General features: G+C 63.9%; 19 protein-coding genes. 4 read left to right on the top strand and 15 right to left on the bottom strand.

The window, feature by feature from the left end; translation table 11 throughout:
- Positions 1 to 3: 3 nt before the first annotated feature.
- The 8 genes from NKJ88_RS14380 to NKJ88_RS14345 form a co-directional block, all read right to left on the bottom strand.
- Entirely contained in the window at positions 4 to 597 is a 594-nt protein-coding gene (locus tag NKJ88_RS14380) for a hypothetical protein (RefSeq protein WP_352444428.1), read from the bottom strand.
- Positions 598 to 694: 97 nt separating this feature from the next.
- On the bottom strand, positions 695 to 2,182 hold the full coding sequence (locus tag NKJ88_RS14375) for a xylulokinase (protein WP_352444426.1): 1,488 nt from the start codon (positions 2,180 to 2,182) through the stop codon (positions 695 to 697).
- Positions 2,183 to 2,202: 20 nt separating this feature from the next.
- Positions 2,203 to 3,525: an NAD(P)H-dependent oxidoreductase gene (locus NKJ88_RS14370; RefSeq protein ID WP_352444424.1), complete on the bottom strand. Its 1,323-nt coding sequence runs from the start codon at positions 3,523 to 3,525 to the stop codon at positions 2,203 to 2,205.
- Between the two features lie 161 nt (positions 3,526 to 3,686).
- Positions 3,687 to 4,790 (bottom strand): mandelate racemase/muconate lactonizing enzyme family protein, encoded by a 1,104-nt coding sequence (locus NKJ88_RS14365; RefSeq protein ID WP_352444422.1) that lies wholly within the window; start codon positions 4,788 to 4,790, stop codon positions 3,687 to 3,689.
- A gap of 17 nt (positions 4,791 to 4,807) precedes the next feature.
- Positions 4,808 to 5,515, bottom strand: coding sequence for a GntR family transcriptional regulator (locus NKJ88_RS14360; RefSeq protein ID WP_023687078.1), 708 nt, complete (start codon positions 5,513 to 5,515; stop codon positions 4,808 to 4,810).
- A 179-nt stretch (positions 5,516 to 5,694) separates the two neighbouring features.
- On the bottom strand, positions 5,695 to 6,849 hold the full coding sequence (locus NKJ88_RS14355; protein ID WP_023740662.1) for an efflux RND transporter periplasmic adaptor subunit: 1,155 nt from the start codon (positions 6,847 to 6,849) through the stop codon (positions 5,695 to 5,697).
- A 14-nt stretch (positions 6,850 to 6,863) separates the two neighbouring features.
- Entirely contained in the window at positions 6,864 to 10,052 is a 3,189-nt protein-coding gene (locus NKJ88_RS14350; RefSeq protein WP_023740663.1) for an efflux RND transporter permease subunit, read from the bottom strand.
- Positions 10,046 to 10,306, bottom strand: a complete 261-nt coding sequence (locus NKJ88_RS14345) for a hypothetical protein (RefSeq protein ID WP_023704858.1) — start codon at positions 10,304 to 10,306, stop codon at positions 10,046 to 10,048. The genes NKJ88_RS14350 and NKJ88_RS14345 overlap by 7 nt, the downstream gene beginning before the upstream one ends.
- Positions 10,307 to 10,548: 242 nt before the next feature.
- Between NKJ88_RS14345 and NKJ88_RS14340 the strand changes: the two genes are divergently transcribed.
- Entirely contained in the window at positions 10,549 to 11,130 is a 582-nt protein-coding gene (locus NKJ88_RS14340; protein ID WP_023668517.1) for a TetR/AcrR family transcriptional regulator, read from the top strand.
- A gap of 335 nt (positions 11,131 to 11,465) precedes the next feature.
- Here the strand turns inward: NKJ88_RS14340 and NKJ88_RS14335 are convergent, their stop codons facing one another.
- The 7 genes from NKJ88_RS14335 to NKJ88_RS14305 form a co-directional block, all read right to left on the bottom strand.
- On the bottom strand, positions 11,466 to 12,488 hold the full coding sequence (locus tag NKJ88_RS14335; RefSeq protein ID WP_023668516.1) for a LacI family DNA-binding transcriptional regulator: 1,023 nt from the start codon (positions 12,486 to 12,488) through the stop codon (positions 11,466 to 11,468).
- A gap of 136 nt (positions 12,489 to 12,624) precedes the next feature.
- The gene (locus NKJ88_RS14330) at positions 12,625 to 13,419 is read right to left on the bottom strand and encodes an ATP-binding cassette domain-containing protein (RefSeq protein WP_023668515.1); all 795 of its coding nucleotides are present in this window, start codon (positions 13,417 to 13,419) and stop codon (positions 12,625 to 12,627) included.
- Positions 13,420 to 13,423: 4 nt separating this feature from the next.
- On the bottom strand, positions 13,424 to 14,410 hold the full coding sequence (locus NKJ88_RS14325; RefSeq protein ID WP_023668514.1) for an ABC transporter permease: 987 nt from the start codon (positions 14,408 to 14,410) through the stop codon (positions 13,424 to 13,426).
- 109 nt (positions 14,411 to 14,519) lie between these two features.
- Positions 14,520 to 15,452, bottom strand: a complete 933-nt coding sequence (locus tag NKJ88_RS14320; RefSeq protein WP_023687083.1) for a substrate-binding domain-containing protein — start codon at positions 15,450 to 15,452, stop codon at positions 14,520 to 14,522.
- 296 nt (positions 15,453 to 15,748) lie between these two features.
- Positions 15,749 to 16,777, bottom strand: a complete 1,029-nt coding sequence (locus NKJ88_RS14315) for an ABC transporter permease (protein WP_352444418.1) — start codon at positions 16,775 to 16,777, stop codon at positions 15,749 to 15,751.
- The gene (locus tag NKJ88_RS14310; RefSeq protein ID WP_352444417.1) at positions 16,774 to 18,318 is read right to left on the bottom strand and encodes a sugar ABC transporter ATP-binding protein; all 1,545 of its coding nucleotides are present in this window, start codon (positions 18,316 to 18,318) and stop codon (positions 16,774 to 16,776) included. The genes NKJ88_RS14315 and NKJ88_RS14310 overlap by 4 nt, the downstream gene beginning before the upstream one ends.
- A 138-nt stretch (positions 18,319 to 18,456) precedes the next feature.
- Positions 18,457 to 19,614 carry a fumarylacetoacetate hydrolase family protein gene (locus NKJ88_RS14305; RefSeq protein WP_352444416.1) on the bottom strand — a complete coding sequence of 386 codons (1,158 nt, stop codon included), beginning with the start codon at positions 19,612 to 19,614 and terminating at the stop codon, positions 18,457 to 18,459.
- 182 nt (positions 19,615 to 19,796) lie between these two features.
- On the opposite strand from NKJ88_RS14305, the gene NKJ88_RS14300 reads away from it, so the two are divergent.
- From NKJ88_RS14300 to NKJ88_RS14290, 3 genes are all read left to right on the top strand, one after another.
- On the top strand, positions 19,797 to 21,074 hold the full coding sequence (locus tag NKJ88_RS14300) for an NAD(P)/FAD-dependent oxidoreductase (RefSeq protein WP_352444415.1): 1,278 nt from the start codon (positions 19,797 to 19,799) through the stop codon (positions 21,072 to 21,074).
- 96 nt (positions 21,075 to 21,170) lie between these two features.
- Positions 21,171 to 22,052 (top strand): ABC transporter permease, encoded by an 882-nt coding sequence (locus NKJ88_RS14295; protein WP_023747934.1) that lies wholly within the window; start codon positions 21,171 to 21,173, stop codon positions 22,050 to 22,052.
- The gene (locus NKJ88_RS14290; RefSeq protein WP_352444414.1) at positions 22,049 to 22,876 is read left to right on the top strand and encodes an ABC transporter permease; all 828 of its coding nucleotides are present in this window, start codon (positions 22,049 to 22,051) and stop codon (positions 22,874 to 22,876) included. The genes NKJ88_RS14295 and NKJ88_RS14290 overlap by 4 nt, the downstream gene beginning before the upstream one ends.
- The last annotated feature ends 11 nt before the right edge of the window (positions 22,877 to 22,887 follow it).

Genomic DNA, 22,887 nt, shown 5'->3' with positions numbered 1-22,887 from the left:
CGGTCAGAATTCGCAGGGCTCCGGACGACTGTCGTCCGACCAGTCGGCCAGTGCGATCGGCACGAATTTTCCCGCGACCGGTTTGCCGTCGTCCAGGTCCTTTGAAGCGGTGCCTTTGCCGGTGAGAAAATTGATGTCGCAACCGCCCAGCGTCGTCTCGACCGAGCCGTCGGCTTTCTGCACATTCCAGTCCCAGTCGCGACTGTAGCCGGCGACAAGGAATTTACCGCCGCGCCAGACGATGGTCAGCGTCGCATCCCATGATTTGTTGGCGCCGCAGCCGAAGCACGAGGTGACGACAAGCGATCCCTTGCCCTTGCTTTCGAGCCCGAGAATACGGTCCTGCGTCAGCGCCTTCTTGACGAAGTCAGGCTTGCGCGAAGGATCGAGCTTTCCTTCGCCGGCAGCCAGATAGATCGAGAGATCCGCCAGCCCGCTGTCGGAATCCGCCGCGATCGCGGCCCGATCCATCCTGCCGTCATTGTCCATGTCGAGCGTGACCTCGAAGGGCGGCTCGTCCTGCGCACGCGCCGTCATCGGAGCTGCCGCAAGCGCGACAATCCAGGGCAGGGCGGCAAGGTGAAATACTGCTTTCATGAGCCCGATGAGTCTAGCATTGGCCGGGCAGGACGCAAAATCGGCAAGCTGGGCAGGTTGGGCATGGGAGCCTCACGCAGGCAAGCTGCGCTTGAACTCAGATCGCACCGAGCCGCGCGTGGATGTCGCGTGTCGCGTGATAGAGGTCGCGGTAGATCGCCTTGCGCGCCCGGTAAGCCGGCACCAGCGTCATGTCAGGATCGACACGCCTGGCCGGCGCCGCCGCCATTGCCTTGGCGGCGTCTTCCGCCGAGGCGAACCAGCCGATCGCCGAAGCCGCCAGCATCGCCGCGCCAAGGGCCGCCGCCTCGTTGACCGGCGACACGAACAGCGGCCGCTCCAGCACGCTGGCCATGATCTTCATCAGCAGCGCCGAATTGGTGCCGCCGCCGGCGGCAATCATCTCTCCCGGCTTGCCGCCGCTTTCGGCCTCCATCGCCTCGCTGGCGATGGCTTGCTCCAAAGCGATGCCTTCCAGCGTGGCGCGGAAGAGATGCCTGGGCTCATGGTCGAGCGACAGGCCAACAACGGCGCCGCGCGCCGCGCCATCCCAATAGGGGCTCATGACGCCGGCCCAATAGGGCATGACCAAAAGACCGTCGCTGCCGGCCGCAACATCGACCGCACCCTTCTCCAGTTCTGCCGCGGAAGACGCGCCGGTGGTGCGCACGATCCAGTCGACCAGTTGCATGCCCGAGCGCAGCACGGTTTCCAGCATGAAGCCGGAGCCGGTCGGCGAGACCAGCGTGCGAAACGCGTCCGATGTGGTGACCGTGCCGGAATAGCAGCCGCTGACGACGCCGGAGCCGAGCGAGAGATAGCTCCTGCCGGCACCATAGACGCCCATGCCGAGACCCATGGCCTGGCCATCGCCGGCGCCGGCGACAATTGGCGTGCCCGCTTTGAGGCCAGTCAGCTGGGCAATGTTTTCGGCAAGGCCGCCGCAGATTTCGCCTGGGCCGATCAGCGCCGGCAACTGCCGTGGCTGCAGCCCTGCAGCCGCGACAAGCTCAGGGTGCCATTCGCCTGTCGCGACATCGAGCAAGCCGAGCGGGTCGGCACTTGCCGTGCTGGTAACCAGCCGTGCGGTCAGCCGGTGAACGAAGAAGCCATGAACATCGACCAGGGCGGCGGCGTTGGCCAGCACCTGCGGCTGGTGTTCGGCCAGCCAGGCGATGGCATAGAGCGCCGGCGTCGGATCCGGCGGCTTGCCGCTCCAGTCGCGGATCGTCTCGCGGCCAAGCTCGGCCGACAGCTTGGCGACTTGAGGCCGGGCGCGCTCGTCAAGCCACAGGATCGCCGGGATGAGCGGCGTGCCGGCCTGATCGATCAGGGTGAAGGTCTCGCGCTGATGGGCTATGGCAATTGCCGCCACGCGCGCGGCGCCGACCTTGTCGGCAACCTGCTTCAGCGCACTGATGAGGGCTGCCCACCAATGTTCGGCATCCTGCTCGAAATGGCCGGGCTTCGGATTGGCCAGCGGATAGGCCTCGCGCGCCTGGAACAGCTCCGCGCCGTCGCGGGTGAAGGCGATTGCCTTCACCGCCGTCGTCGAGGCATCGATCCCGATAACGACATCGTCCATCACAGGGAGATCCCGAAGGTTCAGGCGGCGTTGGTCACAAACTGTCCATCCGACTGGTCTAGACGGCGGCGGATCTGCGTTATCACCATCGAATCGTCGGGTACACAATTTTCATAGGTAAGGAAGTCGCCGGTCTTGACCGGCTTGACCACCTTGGCGCGTTCGGCAATCCCGAGCGGCAGCGCGCCCTTGGCGCGGGCGTCCTCCCAGGTCATGGCGAAGCCGCGATAGTCGTTCTCGCCGATCATGCCGAGCGATTGGCCCGCGCCGAGATCGCTCTTGGCCACCGCCACCGCTTCGGCGACCGGATGGTCGAGGGGCTCCATGTCGGCGCGTTTGTAGACAACGGCGCGCGCCGCCGACAGTGGCACTTCAAGGCTTGTCAGGTGATAGGGACGGTAGATCGTGAAATAGGGGCCCTTGCCGACCTTGAGGTCGACCATGCGCTCCAGCACGCGCGGATGCCTCGTTTCGATGATGCAGAACACGCCGGGCGCCACGCCCTTGCCGATGGAATAGTCGACCACGCCCTTGCGGTGCAGCACGCCGCCATCCTCGCGCGGGCAAAGCACGCTGGCCAGTTTCTCCAGCGTCGCCGTCGGGCCGTGCATGCCCGGCACGTCGGGCACCAGCCCGGTGGCGTTGGCGATAGCCACCATCTCGATCGCCGTCTTGGAACCGTCGACGAACTCGACCAGCATGCGCGCATTCATGTTGCGCTCGGCCGCTTCCTTCTCGTAGTCGGCGGGCATGGCGTCGATCTTGAGCGGGTTGTTCTTGCCCTTGCCGGCGGCGATGATGTTGAAGCCGAGGCTCTTGGCGAAGCCGATGATCTCCAGCGTGCAGGCGGGTTCGTCGCCGGCCGCACCGGTGTAGACCACGCCGGCCTTGCGCGCTTCCTCCTTGAGGAAGCGGCCGATCGTAATGTCCGCCTCGACATTGAGCATGACGATGTGCTTGCCGTTCTTCATCACTTCGAGCGCAAACAGCGTGCCGATGTTGGGATTGCCTGTCGCGTCGATGATGACATCAATGCGGCCGGCCGCGGCCAGCGCATGCAGATCTTCGGTGACAGCGATCTTGCCGGCCTCGATGGCGCGGTCGATGGCAGAGGCGTTCGCAGCCTGGACGATGTCGGAGCGGTCATGGCCGGCGAGCAGTGCGGCATCGATCGCCGCTTGCGGCCGCACCTCGGAAATGGCACCGATCCGCATGCCCGGCATCAGCGCCACCTGGACGACGATGTCGGTGCCCATCTGCCCGGCGCCGGCGAGACCGATGGTGATAGGCCCTTGGGCTTCAGCGCGCTGCAGAAGTTCCGCTGCAAATTGCGGATGGGCCATATCGCTTCCTCCAGTCATGACGCGCCGCAGCGTCAAATCATCATTTTGAACATTCCTATTTCCATTTGAAAAATATTTCAACCCGCAAATCGGCGAATGGCTGCAGGATCAAATCTCCCACGGAGGATTCGTGGGGTGACAGCTTCATGCTGCGCTTGATCTCAGCCGATCTCTAGGAAAGGCTTGCCGAGCAGGTCGGGCACGACATCGATGCCGAGGCCGGGCCCGTCGGGAATGCCCATGTGGCTGCCGGTGACCGGTGGGGCGTTGGAGGCCGTGCGCACCGTCACCCACTCATGGAAGGCGATGGCGTGCAGCCGGCGTTCTTCCGGCGTCGACAGCGACAGATGCGCCATCGCCGCCGTGTCGATCTCGGCGCCGCCCGTATCCTCGACGGTGATCATGAAACCGAGATCGACGGCGACGTCGCGGATTTGCCTTGTCCTGGTTACGCCGCCAAGCCGCGAGATCTTCAGCGTCAGCCCGTCGGCGGCGCCCAGGCGATGGATTTCCAGCATCGCCTCGAGCGAGATGACGCTCTCGTCCAGCACCATCGGCTTGTCGAGCATGCGGCGCACCGACATGTTCTCCTCGATCGTCGTGCAGGGCTGCTCGAACGTGTAGTCGATGCCGCGCGTTGCATCGGCGAACTGCCGCGCCTGGTAGGGTGTCCAGCCGGCATTGGCGTCGCAGAAAATCACCGTGCCTTTCGGCACGGCCGAAGCGACTGCGCTCACCCGCTCGATGTCTTCATGCACATTGCCGCCGACCTTGACCTGCAGCCGGCGGCAGCCCTGGGCGATGATCCTTTTGGCCAGTGCCGCCATCTGGTCGAGCGTGCCGTGGGTGACGACGCGGTAGGTCTCCGCCATGTCGCTCTCGCGGCCGCCAAGCATGGTCACCAGCGGCACGTCGGCGGCCCGGGCCGCCAGATCCCAGCAGGCCATGTCGAGCGCCGACTTGATGTAAGGATGGCCCTTGAACACCGTATCCATCAATCGGCCGATGCCGGCGAGGCCACGCGGGTCCTGGCCGATCAGGTGCGGCGCGATCTCGACCACGCCCGCGCACGTTCCCGCCGGAAAGGCGGCCGAATAGAAATTGCCGAGCGGCGCCATCTCGCCCCAGCCGGTCACGCCGCTGTCGGAGGTGATGGCGACGATCACCGCATCGAAGCAGTCTGCAACCCGCCCCTTTGACATGCGGTAGGGCCCGTCCACGAAGGGCTGCACGACGCGATAGGCCTTGATGGTTTTGATCTGCACTTGTCTGTCCGTTGTCTCTAGGCGTTGAGGAGGGTCAGCCCTTCGATGTTCCGCTGATCGAGGCCACGCGCATAGGCAAGCAGCTCTTCGAAATCGAGGTCGATATGCTCGCGCGCATGGCGCTGGGCAGCGCGCATGTCGGCGCCCTTCAAGAGCCGCACATAGGTTTCGTGGAGATCTTCGGCCGGCACCGGCTCGTTGCGGGCCCGCTGGTGCAGGGCAAAGTACATCTGCAGCCGGCTGGTCAGCCGCTGCCAGGTTTCCAGCAGCACCGAATTGTCGGCCCATTCATAGATCAGCCCGTGCAATTGCAGTGCGGTCTCGATCTGGCGGGTGGTGTCGCGCGCGCGCGTTGCCTGCTTCACCGCTTCGTGGCGGCGGTCGAGTTCATCGAAGAAGCGCTGGTCGCGCAGCTTCCATGTCCGCTCGATGGCGAATTCATCGAGCACCTTGTTCAGCGAGTAGGCGTCGTCAATGTCCTTGGCGGTGACATCGATGACGAAGGTGCCGGCATAGGGAATGCTGGTCAGGATGCCTTCCTGCACCAGCTCGCGCATAGCTTCGCGCAAAGGCGCGCGGCTGACCCGCATCTGCTCAGCGATCCTCAGCTCGCTCAGCTTTTGGCCGGGTTCCAGCTGGCCGGTCAGGATCGCCCGCCGCAACAGCGCAACGATCTCGGCTCGGCGTGTCGTATCCGCGATCGGATTGAAGTCCAGCTTGGCCATTCCGTCACTCCAGTGAGAGCCGGAAACAGACAAGCAGATTGTCGACAATCCTACAATATGTCTGTTCCGGATTCTTGTGCCTTGCGGTTACTCCAAAAACGGCGTGCGGCGCTCCATAAAAAACGGCGCCCTCGGCGTGGAAGCCGAAGGCGCCGCAGGACCGGGGCTGATGGGGGTTATCAGCTGGCCGGTTTCTCCTGGGGCAACGGCGAGATCGGCATTCCTGGTCCGATCTTCTGCAGATTGCCCGTTATCACCTGGTCGCCTTCGGCAACGCCGCTGAGGACCGCCACAAGGTCGCCGCTGGTCGCGCCAAGCGAGACGATGCGCTGGTCGACCGTGTTGCCCTTGCCGACGACATAGACATATTTGCCGAGCTGGCTCGAACCCAGCGCCACCTGCGGCACCATCAGCGCGTCGGGCAGCTGCTTGATGTGCAGCCGCACGCGGACATACTGGCCCGGCAGCAGCGAGAACTTCGCATTGCCAATGGTGGCGCGCGCCGTAATCGTGCCGGTCGAGTGGTCGACCGTGTTGTCGATGAAGGTGAGTTCGCCCTTCTGGCTGGCTTCGGTCTCGCCGGGCAGCAGCACCTCGACCTCGATCGGGCCGGCGGCGCGGGCCTGTTCGATTTCGGCCAGGTCCGTCTCGCTCGGATTGAAGGTGACGTAGATCGGGTCGAGCTGCACCAGCGTGTTCAGCACCGTGCCGGCGACGCTGACCAGCGTGCCGACCGAAGCCTGGTTGCGGCCGACGCGGCCGGCAAACGGAGCGTGGATTTCGGCGTAGCTCAAATTGAGCTCGGCCGTGCGCACCGCCGCCTGGTTGACGGCAAGCGACGCTTCGGCCTGGCGCAAGGTGCTCGTACGCTGGTCGAACCCATCCTTGGCCAGATAGCCGCTCTTGGCGAGTTCGGAGCCGCGGCCGAGATTGGAGCGCGCATAGTCGAGGCTCGCCTGGTCGCGCTGCACTTCGGCCTTGGCCTGGTCGAGAGCCGCCTTGAAGTCGTCAGGCGAGATCTTGTAGAGCAGATCACCCTGGCGCACATCCGCGCCGTCCTTAGCCGTCTGCTCCTGCAGATAGCCGGGCACGCGGGCCTGCAAGGTGACGCTGCGGATCGCCTCGATGCGGGCGGCGTAGTCAAGGTAGATCGGGATCGTCTTCTTGACCACGCTCGTCACCGGCACCGGCATGACGAATGCCGCAGGTGCTGCCGTCGCTGCCGCCGTGCCGGCATTGAGGCTGAGATTGCCCATGTCGAGGAAGTGGACGCTTGCCACCGAGATCGCTCCCAGGGCGACGGCCGTTCCCAAAGCTATTTTCCATTTACGCATTTTGGTCTCCAATTCTATTCGGCTGCTTCGGCCAGGCGCATCGGCGCTGGTTCGGCAGTCGGTTCATTATTGTCCTGGTCATGAGCAGCGTTCGGTTCGCTGCGCACGCGGCCTTCGCGCAGCTGCTCGATGACCGCGTAGAAGACTGGCACGAACACCAGCGACAGGATGGTCGCCGCGACCATGCCGCCAAACACGGTGGTGCCGATCGACTGCCGGCTTGCCGCACCCGCACCCGTCGCAAACATCAGCGGCAGCACGCCGAGGATGAAGGCGAAGGCCGTCATCAGGATCGGCCGCAGCCTCAGCCGCGCAGCTTCCATCGCCGCGTCGACAATGCTCAGTCCCTCCTCGCGCCGCCGCCTTGCAAACTCGACGATCAGGATCGCGTTCTTGGCGGCGAGGCCGATCAGCATGACGAAGCCGATCTGCGAGTAGACGTCGATCTGCATGCCGCGCAGGAACAGGGCTGCGAAGGCGCCGAACAGGGCCAGTGGCACCGCCAGCAGCACCATGAACGGCATCGCCCAGCTCTCATACTGCATCGCCAGGATCAGGAAGACGAAGACGATGGCGAGGCCGAAGACGACCGACGCGATCGATCCTGCCTTGAGCTCCTGGAAGGTGATGCCGGTCCATTCGAAACCGAAATCCCTGGGCAAAGCGGTGGCGGCGGCCCGTTCCATCGCGGCAACCGCCTGGCCCGACGAGAAGCCGGGGGCTGCGCCGCCATTGATCGTGGCCGAGGCGTTGTTGTTGTAGTGCGGCACGGTTTCCGGGCCGACGAACGGCACCAGTTTGCCCAGTGTGCTCAGCGGCACCATGCCGCCGGAGGCGTTGCGCACATAGAGCCGCGAAAGGTCGCCTGCGTCGGCACGTGCATCCTTGTCGGCCTGGATGGTCACCCGGAAGGTGCGGCCGAACAGGTTGAAGTCGTTGACGTAGAGCGAGCCGAGATAGATCTGCAGCGTGTTGAAGACGTCGGGCAGGTTGAGGCCGAGCAGTTTGGCCTTGCTGCGGTCGAGGTCGTAGTTGAACTGCGGCGTCGAGGTCGAGAACGGCGAGAACAGCTGCTGCGGGTTGATTTCCGGCTGCTTGCGCGCCTCGGCGATCACGGCTTGCGTCGCGTCGTTGAGGGCTGAACTGCCGCGCCCGGTGAGATCCTCGACGACGAATTCGAAGCCGCCCGTGGTGCCGATACCCGGGATCGAAGGCGGATCGAAGGACAGCGCGAAGGCTTCCGGAATCTGCATCAGCTTGCCGCGCACGTCGGCGACGAGCTTCGACGCGCTCTGGTCGGGGCCGCGCTCTTCCCACGGCTTCAGGATGGCGAACTCGACAGCCGAGTTCGACTGCGCCGCACTGGTCAGGAAGTTCAGGCCGCTGATCGAACCGACAATCTCGACTCCGGGCGTAGCTTGGAGGATGTCGCGCGCCTTCTGGGCCACCGCGTCGGTGCGCTCCAGCGAGGCGCCGTCAGGCAGCTGGATGACGACGAAGAAGTAACCCTGGTCCTCGACCGGAAGGAAGGTCGAGGGCAGCTTCTGCCAGACGAAGTAGGTGGCCACCAGGCCGGCCGCGAACAGACCGAGCATGATCCAGCGCAGCCGGATGAGGATACGCACGCCGTGCGCATAGGCATGCGACAGTCTGTCGAAGCCCGTGTTGAACCAGCGGAATGGGGCGAACTGCGTCTCGCCGCGATGGCGCAGGAAGGCGGCACTCAGCGCCGGGCTGAGCGTCAGCGAGTTGAAGGCGGATATGCCGACCGAAATCGCCACCGTCAGCGCGAACTGATTGTAGAGCTTGCCGGAGACGCCGGGAATGAAGGCGACGGGCACGAAGACGGCCATCAGCACTGCGGTGGTGGCGATGATCGGTCCGGTGACCTCGGCCATCGCGGCCTTGGTCGCCGCCAGCGGTTTGAGGCCCGCCTCCAATTGTCGCTCGACATTTTCGACCACCACGATGGCGTCGTCGACGACGAGGCCGATGGCCAGCACCATGCCGAGCAGGGAGAGCATGTTGAGCGAGAAGCCCATCATTTCCATGACCACCATCGTCGCCACCAGCGACACCGGAATGGCGATGGTCGGGATGATCGTCGTGCGCCAACTCTGCAGGAAGATGAACACCACGGCCACGACCAGCACCAGCGCTTCGCCAAGCGTGATCAGCACGTCGTGCATCGATGCCGACACGAAGCGCGTCGTGTCGTAGTGCATGGCGTAGCTGACGCCCTTGGGGAAACGGGCCGACAGTTCCTGCATCTTGTCCTTGACGTGCTGCTGCAGATCGAGCGCGTTGGAACCGGGCATCTGGTAAACGGCGAGCACCACCGTCGGGTCCTTGCCGAAGAAGGCCGACGACGAATATTGCAGCGCGCCGAGCTCGATGCGGGCGACGTCGCGCAGTCGCACCAGCGAGCCGGTGCCGGTGTTGGCGCGCACGACGATGTCGCCGAACTCCTTGGGGTCGCTCAGGCGGCCGACGGCGTTGACCTGCATCTCGAAGGCGGTGCCGGCGGGCGCCGGCGACTGGCCGATCTTGCCGGCCGCCACCTGGACGTTCTGTTCCGAGATGGCATTCTGGACGTCGACAGCGGTGATGCCAAGATTGGCGAGCTTGTCCGGGTCGAGCCAGACGCGCATCGAATAGCGACGCTCGCCGAAAATCTGCACATCGCCGACGCCGGGCAGTCGCTTCAGCGGATCGACGACCTGCAGATAGGCGAGGTTGCTCAGCGCCACCGGATCGACCGAACTGTCGGGCGAGGTCAGGTTGACGATGAGGACGAAATTCGGGTTCTGCTTCTTGATCGTCACGCCACCCTGGTTGACGATCGCCGGCAGCGACGAGGCGGCTTGCGAAACGCGGTTCTGGACGTCGACGGCCGCGGTGCTCAAGGAATAGCCGACATCGAAGGTGATGGTGATGGTCGAGGAGCCGTCATTGGAGCTCGACGACGACATGTAAGTCATGCCTTCGACGCCGTTGATCTGCTGTTCCAGCGGCGTCGTCACCGTATCGGCGACCACTTGCGCGCTGGCGCCCGGATAATGCGCGCTGACCACGACCTGCGGCGGCGTGATGTCGGGAAACTGCGAAACCGGCAAAAGGAAATAACAAATCGTCCCGGCGAGCACCATGATGATGGCGATGGCCGAGGCGAAGATCGGACGATGGATGAAATAATTTACCACGACACGCAAACCTCTTTAGAAGAACCGGCCTCTTTAAAAGAATGGGCAGACCGGGACAGCCGCCTGCCGCGCACCGAACCCGGGTCCTGCAAAAAATACGAAGACGGCGCCGCGCCGCTGAGGCCCTGCTCATCGGCAACGGTCCTCAGCATCGCTTCGAAGGCGCGCGGGTTGACGCGGTCCGCTTTCATCACCAGCCGGATCATCGGATCCCGGATGGCTTCATCGATGGTCAAATCCTTGCGCTGCGACATTGGAGCGTCTCCATTCCAGCGGCCCGCATCGGATGATCGCGAACCGGTTTTCATCTCTTCACCGGCCGGAGCCGCATGACCTGCAATTTTCACCCTTTGTGATCTGGCAGGACCAGTTCACGGCCTTGTTATTGACGGAAGGCCACATAGGTGTTACCAGTAAGTAACATTCGGATAGTTACAGACCGGTAACACCCTAGTCAAGAGGTGAACCGAATTTTTAGGGAGACAAGGAGACTGCGATGGCAGACGGCATTACCGATCGTGTGCGCCCCCGGGATCGAATCCTGGAGACGGCGCAGGACATGTTTCACAAGCATGGCATCAAGGGCGTCGGTGTCGACGCCATCACGGAAGCCGCCGGCACCAACAAGATGACGCTCTACCGTCATTTTGAGTCCAAGGACGAACTGATCGTCCAGTGCCTGCGCGCGTCGGCGGCTAAAGGCGCCGCGATGTGGGACCAATTCGAGGCTGAGCATCCCGGCGACAAGCTCGCCCAGTTGCATGCCTGGATTCGCATGGCCGCTGCTTGCCTGGCGGCTGACGGTCGCGGCTGCGACATGGCCAATGCCGCCGCCGAATTGACCGAGCCGGACCATCCCGCCAGGAGCGTGATCAAGGAGCTCAAGAGCGCTCAGCGCGATCGCCTCGTTGCGCTGTGCCGGGATGCGGGCATCGGTCAGGCCGAGCTTCTGGCCGATACGCTGTCGCTGCTGTTCGAAGGGGCGCGCGTCAGCGTGCAGACCATGGGCTGCCAAGGCCCCAGCACGCAGTTCGTGCGCATGGCTGAAGGCCTGATCAGCTCTTTCAGGGCGCGCTGAATTCCAGCTTTCGGAGTTGAGGAGTCCCCATCATCCGGCGGGGCTTTTGGCTATTCTCCGAACTTGCCCGTCAACTCTAATTTAGATTCATTTGAGAATGAAAAAAGCCCGCTGCCGGGAGGAGGTGGCAGCGGGCCGATTTCGAACGAGATGCGGGAGGAGGTGCACCGCGCTCAGCGTCGGCATCGCATCTGGGAGGAGTAGATGGCCGACACCCAGATGAGTACGAGTTGCCCAATGATTCGGCAACAATGAAAGTTGCATGGCTGCTGTGCAGATTTGCGGCATCTACCCCGACTTGTCGTACAAATCGGACAAACCGCCACGGCGCGACTTCACTGCACCGGCACGTTTTCCTTGAAGATCAGCCGTGGCTCGATGAACTTCTTCGTCAGGTATGGCGCGGCGGATGCGATCGAGCCAAGCAGGCGGATCACAGATTGCTCCGCGATCAGCCGCGCATTCTGGTCGATGACGACATCGGCGAGGTCGTCGACGAGATAGCCGCGCGTTTCCTTGGTCAGGTCGTGGCAGATGAAGACCGGCTTCTTCTTTGGCTTGGCCTCGAGCAGCGCTCTCGCCACACCTGAGCGCCCGGCGCCGACGCAATAGATGCCGAGCAGTTCCGGCTCGTTGTGCAGCGCCTGCATCGTTGCGGTGTAGCTGCCCTCCGGTTCGTCATTGATCTCGACCGCACTCGAGACCGTGAGATTGGGGAATTCCTCTGTCAGCACCGACCGAAAGCCCATCTCGCGCTCCTCGTGCCCGCGATAGGAACGCGAGCCGACGACCATCGCCAGATGACCCTGGCGGCCATTGAGGAAGCGCCCCATCAACAGCGCCGCCGTGCGTCCGGCAACCCGGTTGTCGATGCCGACATAGGCCGAACGCGGGGCGGCTGGAACGTCGGAGACCAGCGTGACAAGGCGGATGCCTGCCTCGACCACATCGCGCAATATGTTGCGCGTTCGCGGATGATCGACGGCAATGACGCCGACGCCATTGGCCTTCAGCGACAGATTTTCAACCGCCGCCTGCAGCGCTGCCGGCGAGATGCCGCCGAGATTGTGGATCCGGCACGAGGCGACCAGCGGCAGGCGCCCCGCATAGTCCTCGATGTGCCCGGCGAGGTCGATCATGAAACCGTTGGCGCCGATCGGCAGGAAGAATTCAAGATGCGCCGGGCGCGACGGCAGCGTCACCTGATCGACCACCGGCAAATAGCCGAGCTGCTTGGCCGCCTCCATCACCCGTTGGCGGTTGGCGGCGCTCGCGCCGGCCCGGTTGTTCAGAACCCGGTCGACGGTCGCGGTCGACAGGCCGCAGCTCCTGGCTATGTCGGCAACGGTGGCTTTCATGGCTGTAGTCATAGAGCATGATCCCGAAAAGTGGGAACCGGTTTTCTCGGACAAACGGGAACCGTTTCGTCAAAAGGTCATGCTCTACAACGAGTTAGAGCGGATGCGTTTCCGTGCCAGACGGCGCGAAGACGGTTCAGCCGTGCGATGGCCCGCCTTCGATGATGGCGTCGCGGATCTCCTTGTCCGACATCCCGGTGATGATGCGTTCGACCTCGGCCACGCTGGTCTTCTTCGGGTCGATGTCGTCGGCCACCACCTTGCCCCGGCGCATGACGACGATGCGGTCAACCACCTGGAAGACATGGTGGATGTTGTGGGCGATGAAGATGCAGGAATGCCCGGAATCGCGCGCGTTGCGCACGAAGCTCAGCACGCCTTGCGTCTCGGCGACGCCGAGATTGTTGGTCGGCTCGTCGAGGATGATCAGGTCGCTGTCGAAGTGCATGGCGCGCGCGATGGCGACGGCCTGCCGCTCGCCGCCGGACAGGGAGCCGATCGGCGTCGTCGGCGGGATGTTCTTGGAGATGCCGACCTGTTTCAACAGGTCGCGGGCGACATTGTTCATCGCCTCCTGGTCCATGCGGTTCAAAAAACGCGGCGGTTTGATCGGCTCGCGGCCGAGGAACAGGTTGCGTGCGATCGACAGCTGCGTCACCAGTGCCGAATCCTGGTAGATCGTCTCGATGCCGTGCGCGATGGCGTCGCTGGTGCTGCGCAGATTGACCTTCTTGCCACGGATGAAAATGTCGCCGCTGGTCAGCGGCACCGCCCCCGACAACACCTTGATCAGCGTCGATTTGCCGGCGCCATTGTCGCCGAGCAGGCCGACGATCTCCCTTTCGTTGACATGAAAATTGGCGTCTTCGAGCGCCTGCACGCGCCCGTAGGACTTTTTGATGTTGGACATGCGGATGAGCGGTTCAGCCATGGTTCTAGGTCCCTGCCTGATGCCGGCGTTCCAGCCATGAGTGCAGCGCCATCATGCCGAGGATGATGGCGCCGATGAAGATGTTGTAGGCCAGCCCGGGCACGCCGATCAGCACGATGCCGTTGCGCATGACGCGCAGGATGAGGATGCCGAGCACGGTGCCGATGATGGTGCCGCGCCCACCGGTCAGCGCCGTGCCGCCGATCACCACCATGGCGATGACTTCGAGCTCGTAGCCGGTGCCGCTGTTGGGGTTGGCGGCCGACGTGCGCAGCGACGAGATGACGCCGGCAAGCGAAGCCATCACCGACGACAGCACGAACAGGCCGATCTTGACGCCGCTGACGTTGACGCCGCGCGCCCTTGCGGCGCCTGGATTGCCGCCGGCTGCCTGGATCCAGTTGCCGGTCCGGCTTTGCGTCAGCACGTAGCCCAGCGCGATGGCCGCCGCGATGAACCAGAAGAGCGACATGTAGATGCGGAACGGGCCGATGAAGAAATCACCGACCAGCGCTTCGGCCAGCCAGCTGCCCTCGGCGCTCCACGTCCGCTGCGGAAAGCCGTCGGTGACGAACAGCGCGGTGCCGCGCACCACCAGCAGCATGCCGAGCGTCACCAGGAAGGATGGGATTTTCAGCTGCGTGACGAACCAGCCATTGACCAGGCCGATGAAGGCCGCGATCAGCAGCGCGGCGAGGAAGCCGACCTCCAGCGAGGTCAGGCCGCTGTTGAACAGCGTCCACATCAGCACCGGCGAAAAGCCGAACAGCGAGCCGACCGACAGATCGAATTCACCCGACGTCATCAACAGCGTCATCGCCAGCGCGATCAGCCCGAGCTCGACGGTGAAGGCCAGCGTGTTGGAGATGTTCTGCGGCGACAGGAAATCGTGGTTGATGCTCCAGAACACCGCGATTTCGACGATGAGCAGAACGAAGGGCCCGAATTCCGGCCTCGCGATCAGGCGTTGGATGAGCGAACGGTTTTCCACTGATAACCTGCGACAGGAAGGGGAAGGCTGAGCCCAGCGCGCAACGCGAAGGGCTCGGCGAAAAGACAGTCGCGACCGAGACTGCGGCCGCGACTGTTGAAGGTCTGGGTTATTTGCCGGACAGGATGTCGTCGTAGACCTGCGCGGTGTCCTTTTCATAGAGCGCGCCGGTGATGACGTTGAAGCCCGGAGGAATGCCTGACGCCGCCATGTTGGCCAGCGACAGCGCGACGTAGCTGGTCGCCTGCGGGTCCTGCCACTGGCCGGCATTGACGTAGCCGGTCAGCACTTCCTGGGTGGTGTCGAGCGAGTTGCCCCAGCCGACGACCGGGATTTCGCCCGGCTTGATGCCGGCCTGGTCGAACACCCGCTTGATCGAGCCGGTGACCAGATCGCCGAGGCCGATGATTGCCTTGACCTTGGCCTTGTTGGCGGTGAGATAGTCGACCATGCGGTTGATGGCTTCGGCCTGGTCGAGGGTCGCTTCGGTGATCTCATAGGTGATCCCCAGCGGTTCGAAGACGCTCTTGATGCCTTCCTCTTCCTGGACGCCGTAGGTGGCGCCGGGGATTTCGACCGGCATCCAGACGAAGTCGCCCTTCTTCACCAGGCCCTTGTCGACCAGATATTGCGCCCAGTGCTTGCCGAAGGTGACGTTGTCGCCGCCGACATAGGCGTCGAAGCTTGCCTTGGGATCGGGCGTGTTGAAGTTGATGATCGGGATCTTGGCCGTGTTGGCTTCCTTGGCGATTTCGATCAGGCTGCCCGGATCGGGGCTGGTGGTGACGATGCCGTCGGCCTTGGCCGAGATCGCGGCGCGCACGGCCTCCTGCTGCGAGGCAACGTCGCCATTGTGGAACGAGGTGTTGACGGTGTTGCCGGTGTCCTTCGCCCATTGCTTGGCGCCGGCCAGGAAGTAGGTCCAGACCGGGTCGGCCGGGCCGCCATGCGAAATCCAGTAGAACGTCTTGGCCTGTGCCGCCGCCGGAACGGCCAGCGCCACAATCAAGCCAAGCACGAGTAATCGTAGCCTCGTCAGCATTTGCTTTCCTCCCATGTTGAAAAACGACCTCCACGTCCGGCGATGATCCGGGCCATGCCCTTGATCCTCTCCTCCTGCCAGCGCCGACCCGGATGCGCAGAGCATCTTCTTTTGCGGCCGATGGCAAGCCTCTATCCGCCCAATGGATGGTGGCGCGATGCAACGCGCCATCATCGATCCCATCAGATCGCATCAGTTAGAGGGCAATTCCAGGAAAAGTGTGAAACGGTTTTCCGTCCGGAATTGCGTCAACCAAGAGATAGAGATATTTCCCGGCAAGCAGGCGGGGCTTAAACTCAGGCGCGCGGATTTTCCTGGAAGCGCTCGGCCTGGCGGATGCGCAGCACCTTGTCCAGCCGGTCGAGCGCGAGCGCCAGCACCATCACCGCGCCGATCACGAAGGGGCTCCATGCGGCGTCGATGCCGAACAGGGTCACGCCGCTCAAGATGACCTGGACGATCAGCATGCCGATCACCGCACCGAAGACGGTGCCGCGCCCGCCGGAAAGCGAGGTGCCGCCGATGATCGCCGCGGCAATCGCCATCAGCACGAAACCGCCGCCTTGGTCGACGTCGGTAACGGGAGAGCCAAGCCACAGCGCGCCCGCCAGCCCCGAGACGATGCCCATCAACACCAGCGTCTGCAGCCGCACAGCACCTGTCGGGATGCCGGCATAGAGCGCCGCCTGCGGATTGCTGCCGACGGCCTGGATCCGGTAGCCGAAGCGGCTGCGGTGAAGCACGAGGTGCATCACCACCGCCATTGCGACGAAGACAAAGACAGCCGTCGGCACAAGGCCGAACAGCTTGCCGTGAACGATCTCAAAGAAGTCGCCGCCTGGGCTGGCCGGAGCTGTCGCTTGCATCTTGACGGCCACCGCCGCCAGGCCCCGGAACATTGCAAAGGTGCCCAGCGTAACGACGATGGCCGGCAGTCGCAGCGCCACCACCAGCAGGCCGTTGACGAGGCCGAGCCCGGCGCCGAGCAGCACGCCGGCAAGGGCGGCAAGCCACGGGTCGATGCCGGTGGCCAGAAGGAATGCGGTGAGAAGGGCCGCGAGATGGAATATCCAGCCGACGGAAAGGTCGATCTCGCGGAGTGCGAGCACGAACACCATGCCGATCGCCAGCATGCCGGGATACGCAGCGGTTTCCAGCAACGACAGCACATTGGCCTCATCGAGGAAATCCGGCCGGGCAAAGCCTGTAATCGCCACCAGGACAACGAGCCCGATGAGCGGCCTGAGTTCGACGGGCAGGCGAAGGCTGCGCTTCGGGTGGGCAGCCGAACCGGCAAGCTGTAGCATGGGATCCAATCGTGTCATGCCATGGCTCCCACGAGTTTCTTTTTCGGCCGCTCCGCCTCCGGCATCTCGCCGGTGGTGGTCAGTTGCAGCACTGTCCTTCGCTTCATCTCGGCGCCGGACAGCTCGCCGGCGACCCGGCCGCGGTGGAAGACAAGGACGCGGTTGCTGAGGTTGGTCAGTTCGGACGGCTCGACCGAACGCAGCAAAACGATACAGCCATTGGCCGCCATCTGCCTGATCAGCGCATAGATCTTGCGCTTGGCAGCCGCCTCGATACCGCCAGCCGGATTGTCTAGGAGCAGCACTTGCGGCGCCGTCTCCAGCCATTTGGCGATTACGATCTTCTGCTGATCGCCGGCCAGCAGCGAATTCACCGGCGCGTCCGGCAGGCCCTTGATGCGCAGCGCATCGATCTGCCTTGCGGCGGCGGCGATCGCGGCCTTGGGCGAGTAGCGGCGCGACCCCCAGTTGCGGGCGCCGGTAGCGATGTTGCCTATGTTGAAGGCCAGCGACCGGTCGGGCATCAGGCCGTTGCACAGGCGGTTGGCCGGCACCAGGCCGATGCCGCGCCGCGCCGCTTCGGTCGGATTTCCAGGCAAGCCGTAGCCGTCGGGGAGCCGCACCCTGCCGCTTTGCGCCTCGCGCAGGCCAAACAGCATCTCGAACAGGTCTTCAACGCCCGACCCCTCAAGCCCGGCCAAGCCGAGGATCTCGCCGGAGCGGGCGGTGAAGCTGACGCCGGAAATCCGGCCGCCGCTCAGACCCTCCACCGTGATCCGCGGCCTTATCGTGCTGGCATTGGCCGGCAGTGCAGGCGGGAACAGGCTGTCGCGCTGCTGGCCGATCATGGCGTCGATCACATCGGCTTCGCTCAACGCCGAGCGCTCACTTGTCAGCACGTCACGGCCGTTGCGCATCACGGTGACCTGGTCTGCAATCGCAAACACGTCCTCCAGCCGGCGCGAGACATAGAGCACGCTCGTGCCCTTGGCCTTGAGGTCACTTAGTACGGTGAACAGGTGCTCGGTCTGGCGCCGGTCGAGCGCAGAATTCGGTTCATCGAGGATCAGCAGCCTCGGGCCTTCCAGAATTGCGCGGCCGAGTTCGACATATTGCCGTTCGCCCATGCCGAGTTGTCCCACAGGAGCGTGGACATCGACGTCGAGCTTGAGTTGCCGAAGCAAGGTGCGGCTGCGTGCCTCCATCTCGCGCCTGGAGACGAAGCCATTGCGCAACGGCTCGCGATTGACGAAAAGATTGGCCAGCACCGAGCGGTCGGCAAACAGGCCGAGCCCCTGGTGGACGACGCCGAAGCTGTGCTTGCGTGCAGCGATCGGGCTGTCGACGGTGACCATCTGGTCGCCGACGCGGATGGTGCCGCTGTCGGGCCGGAGCACGCCGGCAAGCACCTTCACCAGCGTCGACTTGCCGGCGCCGCTTTCACCGACGACAGCATGGATCGTCCCCTGTCCGACAGACAGGTTCATATCCCTGAGCGCGACAACGCCGCCATAACGCATGGCGAGATTGCGCACCGATATCATCGGCAAACCGAGCATGCGATTCGGCCCCCACAGACCGCGCCCCGATCTTGGAGCGAATTTCCGATACAGTCACCCGGATTCCGCTAACAAACGGCTTACAGGGACCGGATACGAACGTTTATCGGCTATCCGTTCGTCCCGGCTGCTCCGAAATCAGATCAGCTCGGCCTTGGCGAGGTCCCGCATGAGATGGCTGGCGCCGTAGGTCCAGTGCGGGCAATCGGGCGACAGAAGCACGCGGTTGACCAGCGCGCCGAATTTCTCCGACGAGATGGTGACGATGTCGCCGATCTTGTGGGTGAATCCCTTGCCCTTCTCGCCGCGATCCTTCGACGGCACGAACATGGTGCCGAGATAAAGCGCCAAGCCGTCGGGATACTGGTGGTGCGGCCCCATGGCGGCCGCGACCAGCTCTTCGGGCGAACGGCTGATCTCGGCCATCGAGCTCGCGCCCTCCAGCGAAAACCCGTCCTCGCCCTCGACCTTCAGCCGCACCGTGGCGCGCTTGACATCGTCGATGGAAAAGCTTGCGTCGAACAACCGGATGAAGGGCCCAAGCGAGGCCGAGGCATTGTTGTCCTTGGCCTTGCCGAGCAGCAGCGCCGAGCGTCCCTCGACGTCGCGAAGATTGACGTCGTTGCCGATGGTGGCGCCGACGATCCTGCCGGTGCTGGCGGCGATCATGGCGATCTCCGGCTCGGGGTTGTTCCAGGTGGAGACAGGATGCAGCCCGACATCGGCGCCGAAGCCGACGGACGCCATCGGCTGGCATTTGGTGAAGATCTCGGCATCGGGGCCGATGCCGACTTCCAGATATTGCGACCAGGCGCCGCGCTGGATGAGCTTGGCCTTGATCTCCACCGCTTCGGGTGAGCCGGGCTTCAGCTTCGACAGATCGTGGCCGATCAGCCGGGCAATGTCGGCGCGGATGGCGTCGGCCTTTTCCGCCGAGCCGCGCGCCTGCTCCTCGATGACGCGTTCGAGCAGGCTGACGACGAAGGTGACGCCCGAAGCCTTCACCGCCTGCAGGTCGATGGGCGAGACCAGATAGGGCTTTGCCGGGTCGCGGGTAGCCTGAAAACTGTTGGCGGCGATCGCATCGAGCGAGCCGATCGGTTTGCCCTTGGCAGAGCGCACGTGTCCGGCCGGATCGGCCATCTCGCAAATGTCGCGCACGGTGGGTGCGGTGGTCGAGGTGATGTCGAAAACGATGCCGTCGCGCACGGTGACCACCAGAGGATGCGAGGCTTCGCCTGCCCTGGCACGGCCGATGAAGAGCCCGTCGGCGGGAAGCTGCGTTGGGTTCGTCATGGCTTACGGTCCTTTGAATGATCAAGATGCGAGCTGGCCCAAGGGCGCAGCACTTTCACCGGTTTCACGCCAAAGGTCTATCCCGTGGCGCAGGCAATTGTCGGTTCTGACATGACGCCGCTCTTTCAAAAAAATGAAACTGGCACTAGCATTTTCATTTTACGCATACTCCAGGTGACGCCTTGCCCACACCGTTTTCCGTTCCGACCTGGCAGAAGCCGCAGACCGCATCCGCCTTCCAGTCGCTCGTCACTGCGCCGGTCGACGTTGCAATCGTCGGCGGCGGCTTCATGGGCCTGTCGACCGCCTTGCACGCGGCCCGGCTCGGTCTCGGTGTACAGGTGCTGGAGGCCGGCGAGATCGGCCAGGGCGCCTCGGGCCTCAATGGCGGCCAGGTCATTCCCGGCCTGAAATATGATCCCGAATGGCTGCTCGAGCATTTCGGCCCCGAGCGTGGCCAGGCTTTGGTCGATTTCGCCGCCTCGACGGCGGATACAGTGTTCGATCTCATCCAAGACCAAAAGCTGGCGGTGCCGTTCACGCGCAAGGGCTGGATCCAGGCCGCGCATACCGAAACCGCATTGAAAGCGGCGGCGAACAGGGATCGTCAATGGCGGGCGCGCGGCGCCGATGTCCGGCTTCTGAATGAAAGCGAGATCGCCGATATGACCGGCGCGCAAGGCTATCTCGGCGGCTGGCTCGACCGCCGCGCCGGCATCATCGATCCGCTCGCCTATACAGTGGAACTGGCGCGCATCGCTGCCGCCGCCGGCGCCAGCATTGCCGAGCGGCAGAAGGTGGTGAAACTCCGCAAGGAGGCCGGCCTTTGGCGTGTTTCAACCGAAAACGGCGCCGAGGTGCGGGCGAAAGCGGTTGTCCTGGCGACGAACGCCTATACCGATGGACTGCTTCCGGGCCTCGCCGAAACGATCGTGCCGCTGCATTCCTTCCAGGTCGCCACCGCGCCGCTGTCATCCAACCTTGCGGCGACGATCCTGCCGGAAGGGCAGGCGGTGTCCGACTCCAGGCGCATTCTCGTCTACTACCGCAAAACAACCGACGGCCATCTGGTGCTTGGCGGCCGCGGCCGCATGGCGCGGCCGAGGAGCGAGGCCGACTGGGCGCATCTGCAGCGCGCGCTGGTGCGGCTCTATCCGGCCTTGGCCCATATCTCGATCGAGAAACGCTGGTTCGGTCGTGTGGCGATGACACCGGATCACCTGCCGCACATCCATGAGCCGGAAAAGGGCCTGCTCGCCGTGGTTGGTTGCCAGGGCAGGGGCGTCGGCCTGATGACCGCGCTGGGAAAACGCATGGCGGGCTACCTCGCGGGCGGCGATGTCAATCAATTGCCGTTCCCGCTGTCGCCGGTCCGGCCGATCCCGTTCCACGCCTTCCGCCAGGTCGGCGTCGCCGCGACCATCGCCTGGTACCGGATGCTCGACGCCTTCAAGCGCTGATTGGGTGCCGGTCGCCTAGGCCTCGTGGATTCAGCTTGACAGTTTCACAAATATGAAAAAAGCTAAGCCGATTTCATATTTCCGTTGAGCAGTCCGATGTCGAGCATCGTTGCAACAGAAGCGCCGGCAGGGTCGTCCCGAGGCTTCCGCTTCGCCATGTTGCTGCCGGGCGGGCTGGTCACCTTGTTCCTGATCCTGTTTGCCCTTGGCCTTGTGCTCTTCCTCTCACTTCGCGGCAATGACGGTTCGCTGCTCGGCGCCGGCTTCACGGCAGGCAACTTCATCACCGTGGTCTCCGATCCGCTCTACTGGACGGTGACGCTGCGCTCGCTGGTGATCGCCGGCCTGGTGACGCTGGCGACCGTCGTCACCGCCTATCCCGTCGCCTACTATCTCGCTTTCTATGCCGGCCGCCGCCGCAGCCTGCTTTTGTTTCTGGTGACCCTGCCGTTCTGGACCAGCTATCTCCTGCGCGTCTTCGCCTGGAAGATCGTGCTCGCCTACAACGGCGTCTTGAACTCGGCGCTGATCGAAAGCGGCATCTGGTCGGAGCCGACGCTGGCCTTCCTCAACACGCCGGCGGCGGTGGTCGTCACGCTGGCGCATGCCTATGCGCCCTTCGCCATCCTGCCGATCTATGTGGCGCTGGACACCATCCCGAAATCACTGCTCGAAGCCGCCTCCGATCTCGGCGCCAGACCGTTCACGGCGTTTCGCCGCGTCGTCTTGCCCAATTCGATGCCGGGCGTTCTGGCGGCCGCCCTCGTCGTCTTTGTGCCGACGGTCGGCGACTATGTCACCCCGGCCATGGTCGGCGGTCCCGCCAGCACCATGATCGGCACATTGATCCAGTCGCAGTTCGGCAAGGCCAATGACTGGCCGTTCGGGGCGGCACTTTCAGTCTGCGTGATGCTGGTCATCCTCTGCGTGGTGCTGGTCGCACGCGGCGCCGACCGCAAATTCGGCAGCCGCACATGAGCGCGGCGCGGAGAGATGATGGCCGCGGCTGGCTCGGCGTCTATGTGCTTGCCTATCTCGTCTTCCTCTATCTGCCGCTGCTGTTGATCCCGCTGTTTTCCTTCAACAACTCCATCCAGGCCGCGTTTCCGCTGCAGGGCTTCACGCTCGAATGGTATGCCACGCTCTATGGCAATCCGGCGCTGTCCGGCGCGCTTTTGAACAGTCTCGTCATTGGCGTCGTGGCCGCCGCCGGCGCCACGCTCTGCGGCATCACCGTCTCCTATATGGACCTCTACGGTCGTTCGCCGCTCGCCGCCACCATCAGCGCCATCTCCAGGCTGCCGATCCTGATCCCCGGCGTCATCGTCGGCATATCGTTGCTGATCCTCGTCAATCTCATCGGCCTCGGCCCGTCGCGCATCGCCATCGTTCTCGGCCACATACTGGTGGCGCTGCCGACCACCGTGGTGGTCATGCGCAGCCGGTTTGCCGCAATTCCGAAAACCATTCGCGAGGCCGCACTCGATCTCGGCGCTTCCGACTGGACGACCTTCCGGCGGGTGATGTTGCCGCTCTCGCTGCCGGCCATCGTCTCGGCCTTCATGCTGGCCTTTCTGATTTCCTTCGACGAGTTCATCGTCGTCTTCTTCCTCGCCGGCACCGAGCCGACGCTGCCGCTCTACATCTGGAGCCAACTGCGTTTTCCTCGCTCGCTGCCGACCGTGATGGCGCTGGGGACAGCTATCCTTGCTGTGTCCGTCATCATCGCCGGCATCGCCGAAATCCTGCGCCATCGCGGGCTGAGCACAGCCCGTCGGACGGCGCCCACCAGTCCAGCCTGACCCATAACAAA

It is taken from the genome of Mesorhizobium sp. M0016, from assembly GCF_040324035.1.
In the GTDB taxonomy this organism is placed as follows: Bacteria; Pseudomonadota; Alphaproteobacteria; order Rhizobiales; family Rhizobiaceae; genus Mesorhizobium.
This window is presented reverse-complemented; position numbering and strand designations above follow the sequence as displayed.

What these genes read in the sequence shown, in the direction of transcription:
- NKJ88_RS14380 (WP_352444428.1), bottom strand. Translation starts at nt 597, where the DNA reads ATGAAAGCAGTATTTCACCTTGCCGCCCTGCCCTGGATTGTCGCGCTT.
- NKJ88_RS14375 (WP_352444426.1), bottom strand. Translation starts at nt 2,182, where the DNA reads ATGGACGATGTCGTTATCGGGATCGATGCCTCGACGACGGCGGTGAAG.
- NKJ88_RS14370 (WP_352444424.1), bottom strand. Translation starts at nt 3,525, where the DNA reads ATGGCCCATCCGCAATTTGCAGCGGAACTTCTGCAGCGCGCTGAAGCC.
- NKJ88_RS14360 (WP_023687078.1), bottom strand. Translation starts at nt 5,515, where the DNA reads ATGGCCAAGCTGGACTTCAATCCGATCGCGGATACGACACGCCGAGCC.
- NKJ88_RS14355 (WP_023740662.1), bottom strand. Translation starts at nt 6,849, where the DNA reads ATGCGTAAATGGAAAATAGCTTTGGGAACGGCCGTCGCCCTGGGAGCG.
- NKJ88_RS14345 (WP_023704858.1), bottom strand. Translation starts at nt 10,306, where the DNA reads ATGTCGCAGCGCAAGGATTTGACCATCGATGAAGCCATCCGGGATCCG.
- NKJ88_RS14340 (WP_023668517.1), top strand. Translation starts at nt 10,549, where the DNA reads ATGGCAGACGGCATTACCGATCGTGTGCGCCCCCGGGATCGAATCCTG.
- NKJ88_RS14335 (WP_023668516.1), bottom strand. Translation starts at nt 12,488, where the DNA reads ATGAAAGCCACCGTTGCCGACATAGCCAGGAGCTGCGGCCTGTCGACC.
- NKJ88_RS14330 (WP_023668515.1), bottom strand. Translation starts at nt 13,419, where the DNA reads ATGGCTGAACCGCTCATCCGCATGTCCAACATCAAAAAGTCCTACGGG.
- NKJ88_RS14320 (WP_023687083.1), bottom strand. Translation starts at nt 15,452, where the DNA reads ATGCTGACGAGGCTACGATTACTCGTGCTTGGCTTGATTGTGGCGCTG.
- NKJ88_RS14315 (WP_352444418.1), bottom strand. Translation starts at nt 16,777, where the DNA reads ATGACACGATTGGATCCCATGCTACAGCTTGCCGGTTCGGCTGCCCAC.
- NKJ88_RS14310 (WP_352444417.1), bottom strand. Translation starts at nt 18,318, where the DNA reads ATGCTCGGTTTGCCGATGATATCGGTGCGCAATCTCGCCATGCGTTAT.
- NKJ88_RS14305 (WP_352444416.1), bottom strand. Translation starts at nt 19,614, where the DNA reads ATGACGAACCCAACGCAGCTTCCCGCCGACGGGCTCTTCATCGGCCGT.
- NKJ88_RS14295 (WP_023747934.1), top strand. Translation starts at nt 21,171, where the DNA reads ATGTCGAGCATCGTTGCAACAGAAGCGCCGGCAGGGTCGTCCCGAGGC.
- NKJ88_RS14290 (WP_352444414.1), top strand. Translation starts at nt 22,049, where the DNA reads ATGAGCGCGGCGCGGAGAGATGATGGCCGCGGCTGGCTCGGCGTCTAT.